Raw genomic sequence first — 17,593 nt, forward strand, 5'->3', positions numbered from 1 at the left:
TTACAAATTGTCCGGTAAGATTCTGTAAAGTTCGGCATATTTCCTTAGAATTGATTAGGATAGTCTTCTTACTGGTGGTTATTTTGCCTTTTATTTGCAGAACCAATATATACCTAGATGGCTCAATTAAAAAAAGCAACCTTAGCGGGTGTGATAGAGATATTTCCCAGGATTTTTGAAGATCAAAGAGGTTATTTCTTTGAATCCTATCGTGCTGATTGGTTGGAATCTGAGGGGATAGCACATAATTGGGTTCAGGATAATCAGAGTTTTTCGCAGAAGGGGACTGTACGTGGACTACACTTTCAGCGTGGGGAATTTGCCCAGGCTAAACTGGTCAGGGTGATTCAAGGGAAAGTATTGGATGTGATTGTCGATTTGAGAAAAGACTCTTCGACTTTCGGACAAACATTTTCTACGACCCTTGATGCCAGCATAAACAATCTACTCTATGTGCCTCCGGGGTTTGCACATGGTTTTTCGGTTTTAGAGGATGCTATCTTTGCTTATAAGTGCTCTAACTATTATAATAAAGAAAGCGAAGGGGGGATTCTCTGGAATGATGCTGCCTTAGGAATAGAATGGCAGGTACAAGAGCCGATTATTTCTGAGAAAGATGCCGTCTGGCCTACTTTGGAGGAATTTAAATTAAGCGAGGGAGGATTATAATGGGGTTTTTAGATTTATTTAAAAAAAAGCCGGAGGTCTATGAAGACTTTGGGCTGGATTGGCTTGAGGTGGATATGCATTCCCATTTGATTCCCGGTATAGACGATGGGTCTAAGAGCATGGAAGAATCCTTGCATTTGATTAAGCGCATGTCAGATTATGGCTTGCGAAAGATCATCACCACTCCCCATATCATGTCCGAGTATTACCGCAACACGCCCGAGATTATCCGGATGGGGCTTGAAGATCTTCGGAGAGCCGTCAAAAATGAGGGGATCTCCATAGAAATAGAAGCTGCTGCGGAATATTACATGGATGAGATTTTTCTGGAGAAAATCAAAAATGGTGAGGAAGTACTGACCTTTGGTGATAATTATATTCTGGTGGAAACCGGTTTTATCAATAAGCCACAAATGCTTTTGGAGATTATTTTCCAATTGGAAATGGCCGGATACAAGCCCATCCTTGCTCATCCGGAGCGTTATCAATATCTCATTGGCGATAAAGAATTGCTTCAGGATCTGACGGACAGGAAGATTCTTTTTCAAGTTAACTTGCTTTCCCTCACGGGCTTTTATTCCAAGCCGGTAAAAGACTTTGGCGATATGCTGGTGGAGAAAGGGTTAGTCAGATTTTTCGGGACTGACTGTCATAATGTGCGCTATTTGGATATGATGGAGACTTTGCCAAAATCAAAACTATACACCAAAATCAAGAGTTTGGATCTGCTTAACACCACGCTTTGAGCGGGCCTAAGTCAATGAAAATACTAATTACAGGTATTACGGGATTATTCGGGAGCTACTTGGCTAAGGAATTTTCCGCAAAGGGTGAGATCCACGGTTTCCGGAGAGCCAGCTCATCACTGAGGCTACTTGAGGGTATCGACTCCCCTGTTCACTGGCACGAAGGAGATCTTTCGGATATAGAATCGTTGGAAGCCGCCCTGGAAGGGATGGACTTGGTCGTGAATGCAGCTGGAAAAGTTTCTTTTGACGCTAGGGACGGGGAATCCTTGCATCTGGTGAATGTGGCAGGAACGGCAAACCTGGTGAATGCTATGCTGAATACCGGGGTGAAGAAACTGGTGCATATCAGCTCAGTATCCGCGATAGGGCGGAGCCCTGAGCAGCAGGTGATCAATGAGGACTTTAAATGGGTAGAATCTCCTCTCAATACGGACTATGGGATTTCAAAGTATCTTGCCGAACTGGAAGCATGGCGTGGAGAGCAGGAAGGATTGGATTTGATAGTGGTGAACCCTTCCATCCTCCTTGGGAAGATCAGTGACGGCCGTAGTTCTACCGATATCTACCATTACGTTTTGGAAGAACACTCTTATTATCCAAAAGGAGACCTCAATTACATCGATGTGCGGGATGCCGCGCGGCAAGTCCGTGAATTAGTTGATTTGGAGGTTTGGGGGGAGCGTTTTATCCTGAACAAAGAAAAAATCTCCTACAAGGATTTTTTCGCCAAGTTGGCTACTGCTTATGGGAAAAGAGCCCCCTCTAAGCCAGTGAATGCATTTATGATTGATTTGGCGGTTTTTTTCAACGGGGTTCTCAGAAAGATAGGCCTTAGTAAAAGCCCTCTAAGCAGAAAAACAGCGTTGATAGCCCAGCAAAAAGCCTTTTTTGACAATACGAAAGTCAATGCTTTGCTGGGGAGCCTTTATTATGATCTGGAAGAAACCTTAAACTGGTCCAAATAAACTTATTCTTGATCTGGATCGTTTCTTAAAAAACCACAGTTGGGAATAATGATTTATCCCATCAAGTGCATAAAAAAAATTAACAAATCGAGATTTGAGAGACCAATTTATTTGGTAACTTAAATAAACCATAAGACATCCTAATGACCGGAGATCACGAGCATGATTGGGAAAATGAAAAAAAGCTGGTAGAGCGATTTGAAAATTCCCTGCAATCCAATCTGGACCTATATTTTGAAGAAGAGGAATTGGAGGATATTATCCGATTTTATTTTGATCAGCAGAAGTTCTTGAAAGCTCTGCGTGCTTCTGAGTTCTCTTTAGAGAGATTTCCGTTTTCCGTGGAAATTAAGCTCTTGAAAGCACAGTGCCTGATCTTTAATGATGAGATGGAAGAGGGTTTGGACATATTGGAAAACATCAACAATATTTCCCCTAACAATGAAGAAATAATTTTGGCTTTGGCCAATGCCTATATCCTAGCAGGAACGCCAAAGGATGGGATCACACTTCTTGAAAATTTTCTTCCTCTAGCAGAGGATAAAGCAGAGGTGTTTTATTCCTTGGGAAACCTATATCGTGTTCAGGACAACAATGAAAGGGCAAGTTACTATTTCAAGGAAGCCGTTAAAAACCGTATCAATCATGAAGATGCGCTTTTTCAGTTGGCGATGATCACTGAGGAAGAGGGTTCTTTCGATGAAATCCTGGATTTCTATCAGGAGTTTATCGATCAAGATCCATACAGTGCGGGCGCATGGTATAATTTGGGGGTCGTCTATAACCGTTTAGGGAGATTTGAAGAAGCAATCAAAGCGTATGACTATGCCATTTTGATTGACGATACATTCGCTTCAGCTTATTTTAATCTAGGCAATGCGCTGATGAATACGGAGCAATATGAACTTGCTTTGGAAGCCTATCAAAACACCATAAACTGTGAAGGTGCCAATGCCGAGAACTGCTGCTATATGGGTTCAGCTTATGAAAAGCTGGATAAAATGGAAGAGGCTTTCAAGTATTTTAAAAAGGCAGCCAAATTCGATGAAGAGTATGATGACGCTTGGTTTGGCTTAGGAATGTGTATGCTGAAGAAGGAAAAGTACTTCGAGGCCATCCATTATTTTAAAAAAGCATTGAATCTCACAAAGGAAAATTATAATTATTGGATAGGACTCGCCGATGCGGAATTTCACCTTGGCAATATGCAGGCCAGCTCTGAAGCTTACGAAGAAGTAATCAATTTAGAGCCGGGAATAGTAGAAGCCTATGTAAATCTGGCACTTATATATTTTAACCAGAACCGATTCGAAGAAGCAATCGACGTGACTCGCGAGGGAATCGAGGAGCTTCCGGAAGAGGCCGGGCTATATTATCGTCTGGTAGTGTACCTGATCAAAATGGGCAATTACAAGGAGGCGTTTTCATTTTTGGAAATTGGGTTAACTTTGAACTTTGAAAAGCATACCGTCCTGTATGATATGATGCCAGAGCTTAAGCAGCAAAAGGCCTTGTACAAGATTATTGCCCAATTCCGAGAGGAAAATCTCGAGTCTTAACATTAAAACCTCGCTAATGAATTATGTGCTGAATAATATCCCTGTTCGGACTGAAAAGCCACGAACCAAAGGATTTACCATGGCCATGGACAAAGGCCTAAGCCTTCGTGCCACAGAAGATTTTGTTGATAGCTGTTCCGATTTTGTAGATATAGTAAAGTTAGGCTGGGCTACTTCTTATGTCACCAAAGACCTCAATAAAAAGCTAGCAATCTATAAGGAGGCAGGAATTCCTGTTTACCTAGGTGGTACCCTTTTCGAAGCTTTTATTGTTCGGGGCCAGTTTGAAGATTATAGAAAAGTCTTGGATAAATATGATCTTTCTTTTGCGGAAGTTTCGGATGGATCTATTTCTCTTAACCATGACAAAAAGTGTGAATATATCTCTACGCTGGCTAAGCAAGTTACTGTGCTGTCTGAAGTAGGTTCGAAAGATGCTGCCAAAATAATTCCGCCCTATAAGTGGATCGAGCAGATGCAGACAGAACTGGACGCAGGTGCTTGGAAAGTCATCGGTGAAGCCAGAGAGGGGGGGAATGTCGGGCTTTTCAGAGATTCCGGGGAAGTAAGACAGGGGCTGGTAGAGGAAATCCTCACTCAGATTCCGGAAGAGCGGATTATCTGGGAGGCACCTATCAAATCTCAGCAAGTGTGGTTTATCAAGCTGATCGGAGCAAATGTGAATCTGGGGAATATCAGTCCTTCTGAAATAATTCCTTTGGAAACCATCAGACTGGGATTAAGAGGTGATACTTTTGATCACTTTTTAGGCGAAATCAAACTATAGTACAACATAACTTACTACAGGCTGATTGGACTTTTCCGGTCAGCCTTTGTTTTTGGCCATGGATTTTATCAGAAAACACGTACTCACTTACCTCAAAGGTATGGCGATGGGAGCTGCGGACATCGTTCCTGGAGTATCAGGCGGATCGATTGCCCTGATCACAGGGATCTACGAGCGGTTGCTTCAAAGTATCAATTCCTTCAATGCGGAAAACCTCGGACTTTTGCTCAAGTTTGAGTTTAAGGCTTTTTTCCAGGCGGTGAACGGGGCTTTTTTGCTCAGTTTGTTTTTGGGAATTATGACGAGCATCTTTTCCCTTTCCAAGTTGATTACTTACCTGATGGCAGAGCAGCCCATTCCCTTATGGTCTTTTTTCTGCGGGTTGATATTGATTTCTGCTTTTCTGATTCTGAAAGACATAAAGAAATGGAGTTTTGGCGTGGCAGTGGCACTGCTCCTAGGCACTATAGCGGCCTATTACATCACTGAGTTGCCACCTACCAGCAGTCCGGACACACTTTGGTTTACTTTTGTGGCTGGAGCTATTGCGATCTGTGCCATGATTTTGCCGGGGATAAGCGGTAGTTTTATCCTTTTGATTTTAGGAAAATATGAGTCGGTGTTGCAGGCTGTCTCAGAACGGGATTTTCTTACTTTGGCAGTATTTGCACTAGGCTGTGTCGTAGGCCTTCTATCTTTCAGCAGGGTTATTTCATGGTTGCTGAAGCGGTTTTATTCCATCACCATCGGTTTATTGTCAGGCTTTATGCTTGGGTCTATTAATAAGCTTTGGCCATGGAAAACAATCACTGCTTATCGCACGTCCTCCAGCGGTGAGGAAAAACCCTTTCTGACAGAAAATCTTTTCCCGGGGGAATATATGCAGCAAACAGGTTTGGAACCTCAGATTATGCTAGCTTTGGCAGCCTTTTTAGTAGGGATTATTTTGGTGTATGGCATAGATCGCTTTGCGGCATATTTGAAAAAAACATGAGAAAATTTGGATTGATAGGTCACCCGCTTTCACACTCTTTCTCTAAAAAGTATTTTACTGAGAAATTTGAAAAAGAGGGAATCGAAGGATGTTCTTATGAACTGTATGATATCCCCAATGCCCAGGAGCTGGAAGAAATCCTGGAAGAAAATCCGGAAATAGAAGGCATCAACGTCACTATTCCCCATAAGGAAGATGTGATCGCATTGATGGATGACTTAGAGGAGACATGTGAAGAAATAGGGGCGGTTAATTGCATACACATTAAAGATGGAGTACGAACAGGATATAACACGGATTATATAGGCTTCAAGAATTCACTTTCCCCTTGGCTTGGAGATATCAAGACCAAAGCTTTAATATTAGGAACCGGCGGGGCTTCCAAGGCTATCAAGCAGGCCTTGTATGATTTGGATATTGAATTCTTGAATGTTTCCCGATCTGAAGACGAAGATCAGATCACGTATGCGGATTTAGCTGCTGATCCATCGATCATGGATACCCACAAACTGATCATCAATACTACTCCTCTAGGGACGTATCCGAATGTGGAGGGGATACCAGCTATACCGCAGGGACAGTTTACCTCAGGGCATTATGTATATGATCTGGTGTATAATCCTTCGGAGACCCCCTTGATGAAAGCCTGCTTGGATGCCGGTGGGAAAGCAAAAAACGGCCATGAAATGCTTGTTCTTCAAGCTGAAGCTTCCTGGGATATCTGGAATTCATAAAAGCAGTAAGGCAGATGACGGAATACCGAAGCAGCCTAAATTCTTGAGTTAACCAAATACATAATGCTTTTGGCTCTTTACTGTTACCAAACCATCGAACTATGAAAAAAGCCATACTCATAATCCAATGCCCTGACCAAAAAGGGATTGTAGCGGAAGTGTCAAGATTTCTTTATTCTTACGAGGGAAATATCCTAGAAGTGGATCAGCACGTGGACGAGGAAATGGGTATGTTTTTCATGAGGGCGGCCTGGGAATTGGATTCTTTTTCCTTGCAAAAGGACGAAATTGCCGATCGGTTCCGACTAGAAGTAGGGGATCGTTTTAAGATGGATTTCAAGCTTCATTTTAATTTCCCAAAGCCTCGGATGGCAATTTTTGTGAGTAAATTATCACACTGTTTGTTTGATATTTTGGGAAGGCACCATGCCGGCCAATTGGATTTGGAAATCCCTCTCGTGGTTTCAAACCATCAAAATTTAAAGAGTATAGTGGAGGCATTTGGAATACCCTTTCATCATGTGGCTATTTCAGCGGAGAACAAAGCCAGTGCAGAGGAGCGTCAGCTTGACTTGATGAAGTCTCATCAGATTGATTTTGTGGTTTTGGCCCGGTACATGCAGATTCTTTCTGCGGATTTTATTAAGCATTTTCCCAACCGCATCATCAATATCCATCATTCGTTTTTACCTGCATTTGTAGGAGCGAGGCCATATCATGCCGCATACGAAAAAGGCGTGAAAATCATAGGGGCGACTGCCCATTATGTGACCGAAGAGCTGGATGCCGGGCCTATTATAGAGCAGGAAGTAGCTAGGGTCAGGCATCACAATACGGTATCAGAGCTGGTGCAAATCGGTCAAGATGTGGAGAAAATGGTACTTTCCAAGGCCATTAAATACCACTTGGACCGTAAGGTGATGCCGATCCGTAACAAGACGGTGATCTTCTACTAAGGGATGATCTTCCTAGGTATGTCCTTAGGTAGCCTGGTGAGCATTTCGTAGTTGACCATTTGTGTTGATTCGGAAAAGGAAGCGACTGTGATTTCTTTTCCGCCTTGTTTTCCGATAAGAACTACTTCATCGCCAATCTTCAGATCTTTGATTTTCCCTACATTCACTGCTATGGCATTCATGGTTACCGTACCGACTACTTGGCAATATTGTCCTTTGATGAGTACCATCCCCTGATTGCTCAACAGCCTGCTATAGCCATGTCCATACCCAACGGGCACAATGGCAAGCCTGATATTCTCTAATGCCATGTAGCTATTACCATAACCTACAAATTCCCCTGTTTTCACTTGTTTCAGACTCATGATAGTGCTTTTCCAGGTGATGAGGCGCTTTAAAGGATTCTTGTTTCCCTTTGGGAGAGAATTTAGCTTCGCAAAAAAAGTCTCCTTGGTCGGCCAAAAACCATAGCCGGCGATGCCAATCCTCACCATATCCATGATCGTCTCGGGAAAAATAAGGGTTGCGGCAGAGCATGCCGTATGATAGGTTTTGAAAGCTATTTCCTTTCTGGTGAAATAGTCTTTGAATTCGTGATATCGCACGATCTGATTTTTTACCCTTACAAAATTGCTTACCGATTCCGCGCCCGCATAGTGGGTACACAAACCTTCCAAAGAGATAAATTCTTTTTTCTCCTGAAGTAAGTGGGCGAGTTTTTCCCGCTGATCCCAATCAAAGCCGGTCCTGTGAAAGCCTGTTTCTACTTCGATATGTACTTTGGCAGGAATTCCGATTTCCTTGGAAACAGAGATTGCACGATTCAGTCTTTCAAAGTCAAACACATAAAAGCTGATCCCTTTTCTTATCAGATCTTCCAGCTCTTCCAGGTGAAGCATACCCAAAATCATAATTTCCGACCCTTTTTTTGATTTTCCCCATACTTCCCATGCTTCGTCGGAGCTAAATGTGCTGAAATGCCTGATGCCTGCTTTTTCAGCTATTTCCACTAGTTGAGGGATGCCATGTCCGTAGGCATTACCTTTTACTACAGCTGAGATTACAGGGTTAGGGCCTATTTCAGAACGTATGTAGCGTATGTTTTGTCTGTAAGCTTTGGCACTGATTTCAAGTGTGGATGTCGCAATCATTTTAATCTGTCAATTGGAGTCAAAAAGTAAGTTTATCAGCCTCCTTATCCCAACATTTGATTAGTTTTATTCCATAAATTTATTTTTATGATCCATGCCTCATCTCCCGGTCATCAGGAATAGTTATAGTCACCCTCCTGCCTTTCAACAAGTTTGACCATTCAAAAAAACAGTAACAAATGAAAAATACTTTTCAAGTCTCAGATCAGAAGCCCCGATGTCCCTGGTGTCTGAGTTTCGAAGAATATGTCACCTATCACGATACTGAGTGGGGAATCCCTGTCTGGGATGACCGGGTTCATTTTGAGTTTTTGATTTTAGAATCTGCCCAGGCTGGATTGAGCTGGGCTACTATCCTGAAAAAGAGGGAAGGCTATCGCAGAGCTTTTGCGGACTTTGACTACGAAACTGTGGCAGAATTCCCGGAAAGCTATGTGCAGGAATTGCTTCAGGATCCAGGTATCATCAGAAACGTGCTGAAAATCCGTGCCGCGATCAACAACGCACAGCGTTTTATGGAGGTTCAGAGGGAGTTTGGTTCTTTTTCTAATTACATCTGGGGATTTGTCGGAGGCAAGCCCATTCAAAACCGTCTCTCCTCGATGAGCGATGCTCGAGCTACCACCAAGGAGTCCGATCTGCTGGCCAAAGACCTGAAGAAACGCGGGTTCAAATTTCTAGGCAGTACCACGGTCTATGCACACATGCAAGCCACTGGGCTAGTAAATGACCATTTGGTAGATTGTTTTCGGCATCATGAACTAACCTACAAGGGTGATTAATAATGCAAAATATCCGAAAATCACATTTTTAGACCGAAAATGTAAAATATATTGATTGTTATTTCGAGGAGGGTAGTTTAAAATATGTTTAACTTAAATCTTAAATATTATGAAGAAACTACTTTTGTACTCGTTTTTTTCAGTAACAATACTATTAGTAGGCCATAATGTGATGGCTGAGGATCCCTGCCCAAGATTGATGTCAGGGGACTCTGGTACAGTCGGTGAATGTAGGAGTTACACTATTTTTGATAATGAAATAAAATGGTGTGATACTGGGGCAGAAGGCCCTGGGGATTGTTTAGTTAGTGATTAATTCTACTCATAGGGGAGGCGATCAAAGCTTCCCCAAAATTTTAATTTTATTGTTGGATTATGAACTACAATAAATTACTGGCATATCTGGTTTTGATATTATTATTTTCATGCAATAATAAAGGCACAAATGAGTATGATTTTTTAGTTTTTAAGGGGGAACATACATTTGAATTAGATTCTCTGACATCAGGTTCCGTTGCTAATCACTATCAGCTATATGAACAAGGAGACAAGTCCTATCTCTTTATATTAACTCCTCATAAAGGAAGAATGGTTTACTATGACTTTGATGTCCGGGAGAAGATGGGTGAAATTAGAATGGAGGATGGTTTTGGGAATTTTTCAGTAGGAGGTGTGCCTCCTTCAGGATTTTATATTCACAATTTGGATTCTATTTTATTATATGACTATAGACGGAACAACCTTTATCTTGGAAATAGCAAGGGGAAAGTGACAAAAGTATTCGAATTTATGAAGGAGTATCCCACCGACAGGAGCTATTGGGGAGGTATATTTCAAGAATCAAAACCTTATTTTCTCAATGATACCTTATTATCGATTGGTGGGGCAGTTCAATGGGGTGATGCTAAAATTGTGAAAGATCAGAAAGTTGATATACTTTTAAACCTTAAGTCTAACATGGTTACTAGGGAAACTCTGCTACCTGGAGATTACTTGGAAGACCATTTTTATCCTACGACCCGTTTAAGGCCTGCTAGGGCACTCGATGAAAAAAATAATAGAGTTTATTACAGCTACTATAATTCAGATTCACTATTTGTCAGAGATCTTGTAAGCAATTCTTGGGGTTCATTTTACGCTGGTGTTGACGAGAGGTTGCCTTTTCGTGATATAGACAATTTGCAGGAATTTGAAGAGGTGGAAAAGGGGACTGAAAACCAAATGATTTATAATCTTTCTCAGGGAGGTTATTATAATGTTTTGTATGACGCTCATCATGATTTGATCATAAGAATAGGGTTTTTAGGAATTGAAAAATTTGACTATAAAAGGCATAAGGAAGTTCCATATGACTTTAATTTACTTTTAACTTTTTATGATGCAAAGTCATATAAGAATTTGGGAACCTATCAGTTAGAAAAATTTGACTACAGATTTTTAGTTTTTGGAGAGCATAGTATTTTTGTAACAAGGCCAAATTTGAATAGGTCTGATGATTCCTTAATTTTTTATGAGTATGAATTTCCGGAATTTTAGTTTTCTTAGTGTTGTTCTGCTTTTTTTTGTGGCTTGTTCGGCAAAAGATCCTAATTCAGAACAATTCCTTGATAATGAAGGGATTCTCCTTATTGTCCCTCAGAATGGATGCCCCACATGTGTTGAACTTGGGGGGAAAATCGCAGCGGAGATGGTTAATCTGCCTTGTGCTGAAATAGTTTTCACCAAATTGTATTCCCAAAAGGAATTAAAGATTGAAATGGGATATGATTTTTTTGACAAAGAAAATGTATTACTAGATCATACTGATAAATTTTCTGGTTACGTTACATCCTTTCCTAAATTATATAAGGATGGTGTAGTAATAGGTATCGATACTAAGTTTTACTTAAAAAATTCTTATGACTCTTTGATATTGACTTTAGATTGCAAGTAGATTTTGATAAACTCGAAATCAGGTTTTTGTTTATTTATGATCTTTCATATAAATGAGACCTCTCGTTTACACAAACGCAAAGAATACCAGCCAAACCAAGAATAGCAGAGGCAGAAGAACCGGCAGGGAGAATCGGATGATGTAGCCAAAGAAAGACGGCATTTTGATACCGTTTTGCTCTGCTATTGATTTCACCATAAAGTTTGGCCCGTTCCCTATGTAGGTCATCGCTCCAAAGAATACCGAGGCGATGGCTATAGCCATCAGTTCAAAGGCGGAATCATGATAGCCGTCTGCGGCAAACTGACGGACCTCCTCAATATTGTTGATAGTGGCGCCTTTGGAAGCCATGGCCGCGGCAAGGAAGTTCAGGTAAGTGGGAGCATTGTCAAGAAAGCCTGACAGTATCCCTGTTCCCCAATAGAGCGTATTGTGGGAAATTATTGCCGCGCCATCAGGCGATTTGGCAAACGCACCGACCAGCTCCAAAGCCGGCATCATAGTGCCGAAAATCCCTATAAATATAAAAGCTACTTCCCGGATGGGCTCGAAGTTGAACTCATTGCCTTTTATGGCTCGTTGGTCGGCGAACCTGTAGGAGAAGAATGCTACTGAGAGCATGATGATTTCCCGTATATAAGAAAACTTCTGTCCGTCATAGACGATTGCCGGGACACCTTCTATTACATTTGGATCCAGGAATACAGAGCAGATGATGATAAATAACCAGACAAAATTCTTAACTCCAATAAGGGAAAGTTTATTGGAGTATGTGGTCACTTCCAGCTCAGAATCATCATTGGCTCTTCCGAATTTTTTATCAACAAAATAGAAAATTAGCGATAATAATGTGAGTGTAAATAACCATGCCGGCCAGTTATGCTCCAGCGTCCAGAAGAAAGGTATGCCTTTCAAAAATCCCAAAAACAGTGGGGGGTCTCCAATCGGTGTCAAAGAGCCTCCTATGTTGCTCACCATGAAAATGAAAAAGATGATGTGGTATGCTTGAATATTCCCCTTGTTCAGTCTGATAAATGGCCGTATCAAAAGCATGGAAGCTCCTGTAGTCCCGATCAGGTTGGAAACCAATGCCCCGATGATCAATAAAGTGACATTGGCCATAGGAGTGGCTTTCTTGTCAATATCTATCAGGATCCCTCCTGATGCTATATACAAGGATGCCAACAAGGCTATGAACTGTATATATTCTGCCAGGGCATGTACGGGAGCATGGACATTGCCTAGTATAAATAAATAATAGAAAACCACAAGCAAGGCGAATCCAATTGCGATTTTCGGGTAGTTTTTATGCCAAAAATGCTCGTAAAACAGGGGGCCGGTGGCTATCATCAACAGAAGCGCTACAAAAGGGATGACCAACCAAATCGGTGCTGTATGATGTCCATCATCTACTGCCTCCTCTACCAGGTCATCATGAGGAGCTACCTGATCGGCATTTGCATGGTCAGCTTGTGCTAGATAGATATGCTCATTATCAGCAGTTTGGGCAAATGAAGAAGTACCCTCAATACCTCCAAAAAATATAATTCCGAAAAGTAGCGCGAAACAAAAGATAAAGTTATTCATTGAGTTAATAGGATGTGCTTGGTGTTCTTTTCGGTTAATTTAAGCAAATATTTGATTGTGGGAAATCTTGGATGGTTTCTGCTAAACTACAGATTTTGCCTGATTCAGCACAATAGATACATGTGATCCTGATGGATTTAATCAAAAATTAACGCCACCAGGTCAAAGGCAAAGAATAGTTTTACACGAGTTGTGCCAGGGCTATATTAAAGGACGTTTGGGCTAGTTTAACTTTATCGGGGTTTTTGTCATAGACCTTTTTCAAAGCTCTTTCTATGGTCTCACTCACGTCGTTGAATATTGCTTTGTCGGTGACCTCTGCATTATCGCTCATCAAATAAGCAAAAACTCTGGCCATGCCACAGTTTGCGATGAAGTCCGGAATAACCGAAACCCGCTGATCGGTCCATACACCTGTTGGGCCAAAGAAAATTTCAGGATCCGCAAAGGGGACGTTTGCCCCACATGATATTACTTCAAGTCCTGCTCCTACCATCCGCTCTGCTTGATCCTTGGTGACCAGCCTGGAAGATGCTGCAGGGATAAAGATCTCACTTTTTATATCCCAGATTTTCTGGTTGACTTCTTCAAATGAGAGCTGGTCTTTGGCTACAAGTTTGTTGCCAGCCCTATTGAGGAAGAGCTCTCTTACCTCATCAAGAGAATACCCGTTTTCGTTGATAATTCCCCCATCACGGTCGATAATACCGACGATTTTCACACCCTCTACCGCAAGAAAACAGGCTGCCGCGGCTCCCACATTTCCCCATCCCTGTATGACTGCCAGTTTGTCTTTGAGGCTCCCTCCCCAGATATTATAATAGTGTCTCACTGCCTCAGCCACACCAAATCCTGTAATCATATCGGACACTGTGTATTTTCTGGCCCCATTTGGTGTGAAATCCGGATCCTCCAGTACTTTGGATACTCCTTGTCTCAACTGACCGATTTTCCGGATTTTTTCAGGTTCAGTAGCATGGTAGTGACCGTTTACAACACCTTCTTGCGGGTGCCAGAGACCATAGGATTCCGTGATGGGGATTACTTCATGGATCTCATCTATATTCAGATCCCCGCCAGTGCCGTAGTAGCTCTTTAATAATGGAATCACAGCTTTGTACCAGCGGCGGAGTACTGCATCTTTGCGGGGATCGTTTGGATCAAAGTTGATCCCTGATTTGGCACCCCCTATTGCCGGTCCGGAAACGGTGAATTTTACTTCCATGGTTTTGGCAAGGGATTCTACTTCGCGCTTGTCCAGCCCTTTTCTCATCCGGGTGCCACCACCGGCGGCCCCACCTCTGAGGGAATTTATTACTACCCAGCCTTCAGCTTCAGACTCGCTGTCACTCCACTCGAAGGTGATTTCCGGCTGTTGGTTCTCAAATTTTTTGAGTAATTCTTGCATCTAATTTGGGTTTATAACTTGACAAAAATAGGAAAATAAACTACTCCAACTACAGGAAGTCTGACGGACGGTCAGCCATAAATTACCCCTCCGGAGGAATCTCTCTTAGCTCCGGTAACAGAGGCCAAGCAATTGTTTTCATTGCAGAGACGCAACACCCCGAGAAATCCGAAAACCAATGCTTCTTTAAATTCAATCAATTCAGAGGAAGCGGAAACCATATCCCACATAGAACCCAGATACTTGTCCAGACATGAGATAAAGAAAGAATTGTACGCTCCTCCTCCGGTGACCAAAACTGCCGGCACTTTCTTTTTTTTGTGGGTGCGGATAACTGTGGCGATCTGATAAGCATAATGTTCTACCAGCGTCCGTAGCACGTCTTTTTCAGATAGGCCACTCGAATTTATGAGTGGGATGAAATCATTTTCCAAATCTTCCCTTCCCAAGGATTTCACATCTGATTTGGAATAATAGGGAAGGGAATTCAGTGCGTTCAATAGGTTTTCATTCAAGGCACCTGCTTTTGCCCAGTCTCCATCGTGGTCGTAGTCAGCTCCGAGCTGAACTGCTTGGGCGTTCAATAGTAGGTTGAAAGGGCAAATATCAAAGGCAAGCCGCTGACCTGCCGATTCCATGCTGATATTGGCAATTCCCCCTAGGTTGATGCAGAAATCGGCTGTGGGAAAAAGCAGCCTATCTCCTATGGGCACCAAGGGTGCGCCTTGTCCGCCAAGCTGTACATCGAGCATCCTGAAGTCATTGATTATTTTTTGTCCGGAAGCCTGATGTAGTGCCCATCCATTGCCGATCTGTACACTAAGCCCTCTTGCAGGCTGGTGAAAAACGGTATGGCCATGTGAGCAGACAGCTAAGGGTTTGTACTGGTTTTCATTGCAGTAGGCTTTTACTTTTTCACCCATCCATGTTCCAAACTCTACATCCAAAAGTGCCAGTTCCAAGGCAGAGAGCTGATGGCTGCTCATAAGTTTTTTGCCTAAAACGGCAGGAAAGGGAATCGTCACTGCACCAGTGATTTCGTAGGACCAGGTCTCTCTTAAGGTAAAGTTGCAATAGGCAAGATCCAGTCCGTCACCGGAAGTACCGGACATCAATCCTATCATGGGGTAGTGTGCAGGTCTCATGGGTTAAAGTTTGTTAAGTGAAGTATGGCACAAAGATAATTTAACAAGGATAGAAGGGAGGGCTTTTCTTGAATGGCTATTTTGCGCAATATTAACTATACTGGATGAGGAATCTAATAATAGATATTGGAAACACTAGAATTAAGTCAGCGGTCTTTGAGCAGGGGATTTTGCTTGAAGATAAAGTTTTTGATGAGTTGACGGACGCCATAATCTATTGGGAAACATTGTTTTTTGATCAAAGTTTGGTGAGTTCAGTGAGGTGGGGCGAATCAGATCTTGCAAAGAAGTTGCCTTTTAGTTTTATATACTTGAACCACGAGACCAGTCTTCCGATCGCCAACATGTATGGCACTCCGGCTACCTTGGGTTTGGACCGTATAGCCGGGGCTATAGGTGCATGGTCTATGAGACGTAAAGGCCCGGTACTCGCAATTGACTTAGGCACCTGTATGACATTTGATCTAATAGACGGGCAGAACGCATATCTGGGAGGGGCGATAAGTCCTGGCCTTGCGATGCGGGCCAGAGCTATGCATGAGCAGACAGCAAGATTACCACTGGTAGATCTTCATGTCAAGCCTGATGAATTGATTGGAGCCAACACAATCACCTGTATGCAAATCGGTATTTGGCTGGGGGTGGAATTGGAAATACTCGGCCAAATCGAGGCATATACCAAAAAATATCCAGAAATCGAGGTCTTTATTAGCGGAGGAGATGCCCAATCTTTTGTTTCATTGGCAAAAGACCTCATATTTGTAGTCCCAAATTTGGTCCTTTACGGATTGAATTCTATTCTAAACCACAATGTTGAGTAAAATCAAATTGCAATTGCTGGGTGTACTTTGCACCCTTTTCTTATTTACCGAAGCCCAGGCCCAGTCCAGTGCCTCTACCTACAGTGCGCTGGGTATAGGGGAATTTAATTATTCCGGTCTTACCAATAATCAAGCTATGGGAGGACTTGGAATCAGTTTTGGGAGTGCTTGGAACCCCAACTATGTGAACCCTGCACTTTCTACCAAAAACACGATTTTTAATTTTGAGGCAGCTTTGAATTATAAAATGATCGGTGCCAATAACGGCTCGGAAACATCTGAAGTGGACGGGGGGGGGTTGTCCTACCTTGCATTATCCTTACCTGTCAAAGTAAATAAAGCCACTGTAGGCTTAGGCCTGAATCAAATCACCAGCGTCAACTATCGATTGATGATAGAAAGCACCGTGAGCAATGCCGACGTGAGGGCCTTTAATTCTATAGAAGGTGATGGAGGGATATCAGAAGCATACCTCAGTTTTGGATATGTAGTAGCTAAGAATCTGAGTTTGGGCGTTCAGGGATCCTACCTGTTCGGCTCTACGATCCGCACTGATCAGCTCGGACTTTTTGATGAAAATAGTAATCCGATAGGGATCACCACGGAATATTATGAAAGATTAACAGTTAGCGATTTTGGCTATAAATTAGGAGCTTATTACTTCCTGCCCTTAAACCCGAAAAGCAAGTTGCATCTGGGTGCCATTTATCAGCATTTAGGGGATGTTAATGGAAAAGCTTTTGCCAAGCTGGCAGCTTTTGGCCAAGCTAGCAAGCCGGATACACCGGGTGACCTGATAGCAAATGATGAACCGGGGAGCATTTACATCCCTAATCGCTTCGGATTCGGGGTTTCTTATGAAAAAAACAATAAATATGTGATCGGTCTGGAGGGCCAATATCAGGATTTCAAACAGTTTAAAAATCTCTTTGATGATCCGCTCAGATTGCAGGAAGCGATCAAGGTAGGGTTAGGGTTCCAGATTGTGCCGGATTATTCGGATGTGGATAGTCCCCTCAAACGAGGTACCTATCGCTTCGGATTGGAATATCAGCAGACTCCATACTACTTGAACGCGACCAATATCAATGATGTTGGCATTAACTTTGGAGCTTCGCTTCCTGTAAATCAACTTTCCTTGGTAAACTTCGCAGTGAAAGTCGGACAGAGGGGAACCACCGATAATGGCCTCATCCGGGAAAATTATGTAAACATCACCTTAGGCTTATCACTGAACGATAACAGCTGGTTCTACAAACGAGTATTTGAATAATAATTAACCAAACAAAACCATACAATCGACTGGTTAAAGACGAGTCCCAAACTTGGATTTAAACGTCAGATTTAATTGTG

At 42.4% G+C, this 17,593-nt stretch carries 18 protein-coding genes; 14 read left to right on the top strand and 4 right to left on the bottom strand.

Annotated features, from left to right (window positions below; all coding sequences use genetic code 11):
* The first annotated feature begins 117 nt into the window (after positions 1–117).
* The 8 genes from rfbC (at position 118) to purU (ending at position 7,413) form a co-directional block, all read left to right on the top strand.
* Positions 118–669, top strand: a complete 552-nt coding sequence (rfbC, locus tag LZF95_RS16785; protein WP_233756181.1) for a dTDP-4-dehydrorhamnose 3,5-epimerase — start codon at positions 118–120, stop codon at positions 667–669.
* Complete coding sequence (locus tag LZF95_RS16790) at positions 669–1,415, top strand: tyrosine-protein phosphatase (RefSeq protein ID WP_233756182.1); 747 nt, start codon at positions 669–671, stop codon at positions 1,413–1,415. The genes rfbC and LZF95_RS16790 overlap by 1 nt, the downstream gene beginning before the upstream one ends.
* Positions 1,416–1,429: 14 nt before the next feature.
* Entirely contained in the window at positions 1,430–2,383 is a 954-nt protein-coding gene (locus tag LZF95_RS16795) for an NAD-dependent epimerase/dehydratase family protein (protein ID WP_233756183.1), read from the top strand.
* Positions 2,384–2,526: 143 nt separating this feature from the next.
* On the top strand, positions 2,527–3,942 hold the full coding sequence (locus LZF95_RS16800; RefSeq protein WP_233756184.1) for a lipopolysaccharide assembly protein LapB: 1,416 nt from the start codon (positions 2,527–2,529) through the stop codon (positions 3,940–3,942).
* Between the two features lie 16 nt (positions 3,943–3,958).
* Positions 3,959–4,729, top strand: a complete 771-nt coding sequence (locus tag LZF95_RS16805; protein ID WP_233756185.1) for a phosphosulfolactate synthase — start codon at positions 3,959–3,961, stop codon at positions 4,727–4,729.
* A gap of 58 nt (positions 4,730–4,787) precedes the next feature.
* A complete protein-coding gene (locus LZF95_RS16810) occupies positions 4,788–5,723 on the top strand; it encodes a DUF368 domain-containing protein (protein ID WP_233756186.1) in 936 nt (311 codons plus the stop codon).
* Positions 5,720–6,457 carry a shikimate dehydrogenase gene (locus LZF95_RS16815; protein ID WP_233756187.1) on the top strand — a complete coding sequence of 246 codons (738 nt, stop codon included), beginning with the start codon at positions 5,720–5,722 and terminating at the stop codon, positions 6,455–6,457. The genes LZF95_RS16810 and LZF95_RS16815 overlap by 4 nt, the downstream gene beginning before the upstream one ends.
* Positions 6,458–6,558: 101 nt before the next feature.
* Positions 6,559–7,413 (top strand): formyltetrahydrofolate deformylase, encoded by an 855-nt coding sequence (purU, locus tag LZF95_RS16820; RefSeq protein WP_233756188.1) that lies wholly within the window; start codon positions 6,559–6,561, stop codon positions 7,411–7,413.
* Here the strand turns inward: purU and alr are convergent.
* On the bottom strand, positions 7,410–8,564 hold the full coding sequence (gene alr, locus LZF95_RS16825; RefSeq protein WP_233756189.1) for an alanine racemase: 1,155 nt from the start codon (positions 8,562–8,564) through the stop codon (positions 7,410–7,412). The genes purU and alr overlap by 4 nt on opposite strands.
* A 179-nt stretch (positions 8,565–8,743) precedes the next feature.
* Between alr and LZF95_RS16830 the strand changes: the two genes are divergently transcribed.
* The 4 genes from LZF95_RS16830 (at position 8,744) to LZF95_RS16845 (ending at position 11,279) form a co-directional block, all read left to right on the top strand.
* Positions 8,744–9,346, top strand: a complete 603-nt coding sequence (locus tag LZF95_RS16830) for a DNA-3-methyladenine glycosylase I (RefSeq protein WP_233756190.1) — start codon at positions 8,744–8,746, stop codon at positions 9,344–9,346.
* A 109-nt stretch (positions 9,347–9,455) separates the two neighbouring features.
* On the top strand, positions 9,456–9,662 hold the full coding sequence (locus LZF95_RS16835; protein ID WP_233756191.1) for a hypothetical protein: 207 nt from the start codon (positions 9,456–9,458) through the stop codon (positions 9,660–9,662).
* Between the two features lie 59 nt (positions 9,663–9,721).
* The gene (locus tag LZF95_RS16840) at positions 9,722–10,882 is read left to right on the top strand and encodes a hypothetical protein (RefSeq protein ID WP_233756192.1); all 1,161 of its coding nucleotides are present in this window, start codon (positions 9,722–9,724) and stop codon (positions 10,880–10,882) included.
* Positions 10,863–11,279: a hypothetical protein gene (locus tag LZF95_RS16845; RefSeq protein ID WP_233756193.1), complete on the top strand. Its 417-nt coding sequence runs from the start codon at positions 10,863–10,865 to the stop codon at positions 11,277–11,279. The genes LZF95_RS16840 and LZF95_RS16845 overlap by 20 nt, the downstream gene beginning before the upstream one ends.
* 66 nt (positions 11,280–11,345) lie before the next feature.
* Here LZF95_RS16845 and LZF95_RS16850 read toward each other — a convergent pair whose 3' ends face one another.
* From LZF95_RS16850 to LZF95_RS16860, 3 genes are all read right to left on the bottom strand, one after another.
* Complete coding sequence (locus LZF95_RS16850; RefSeq protein ID WP_233756194.1) at positions 11,346–12,866, bottom strand: sodium:proton antiporter; 1,521 nt, start codon at positions 12,864–12,866, stop codon at positions 11,346–11,348.
* A 181-nt stretch (positions 12,867–13,047) separates the two neighbouring features.
* Positions 13,048–14,274, bottom strand: a complete 1,227-nt coding sequence (locus LZF95_RS16855; protein ID WP_233756195.1) for a Glu/Leu/Phe/Val dehydrogenase dimerization domain-containing protein — start codon at positions 14,272–14,274, stop codon at positions 13,048–13,050.
* Between the two features lie 71 nt (positions 14,275–14,345).
* The gene (locus LZF95_RS16860) at positions 14,346–15,419 is read right to left on the bottom strand and encodes an anhydro-N-acetylmuramic acid kinase (protein WP_233756196.1); all 1,074 of its coding nucleotides are present in this window, start codon (positions 15,417–15,419) and stop codon (positions 14,346–14,348) included.
* Positions 15,420–15,523: 104 nt separating this feature from the next.
* Here LZF95_RS16860 and LZF95_RS16865 point away from each other — a divergent pair, with 104 nt between their 5' ends.
* Complete coding sequence (locus LZF95_RS16865) at positions 15,524–16,240, top strand: type III pantothenate kinase (protein ID WP_233756197.1); 717 nt, start codon at positions 15,524–15,526, stop codon at positions 16,238–16,240.
* Positions 16,230–17,513 (top strand): hypothetical protein, encoded by a 1,284-nt coding sequence (locus tag LZF95_RS16870; RefSeq protein ID WP_233756198.1) that lies wholly within the window; start codon positions 16,230–16,232, stop codon positions 17,511–17,513. The genes LZF95_RS16865 and LZF95_RS16870 overlap by 11 nt, the downstream gene beginning before the upstream one ends.
* Positions 17,514–17,593 lie beyond the last annotated feature (80 nt).

The sequence above is a fragment of the Algoriphagus sp. AGSA1 genome, assembly GCF_021390545.1.
Taxonomy (GTDB): Bacteria; Bacteroidota; Bacteroidia; order Cytophagales; family Cyclobacteriaceae; genus Algoriphagus.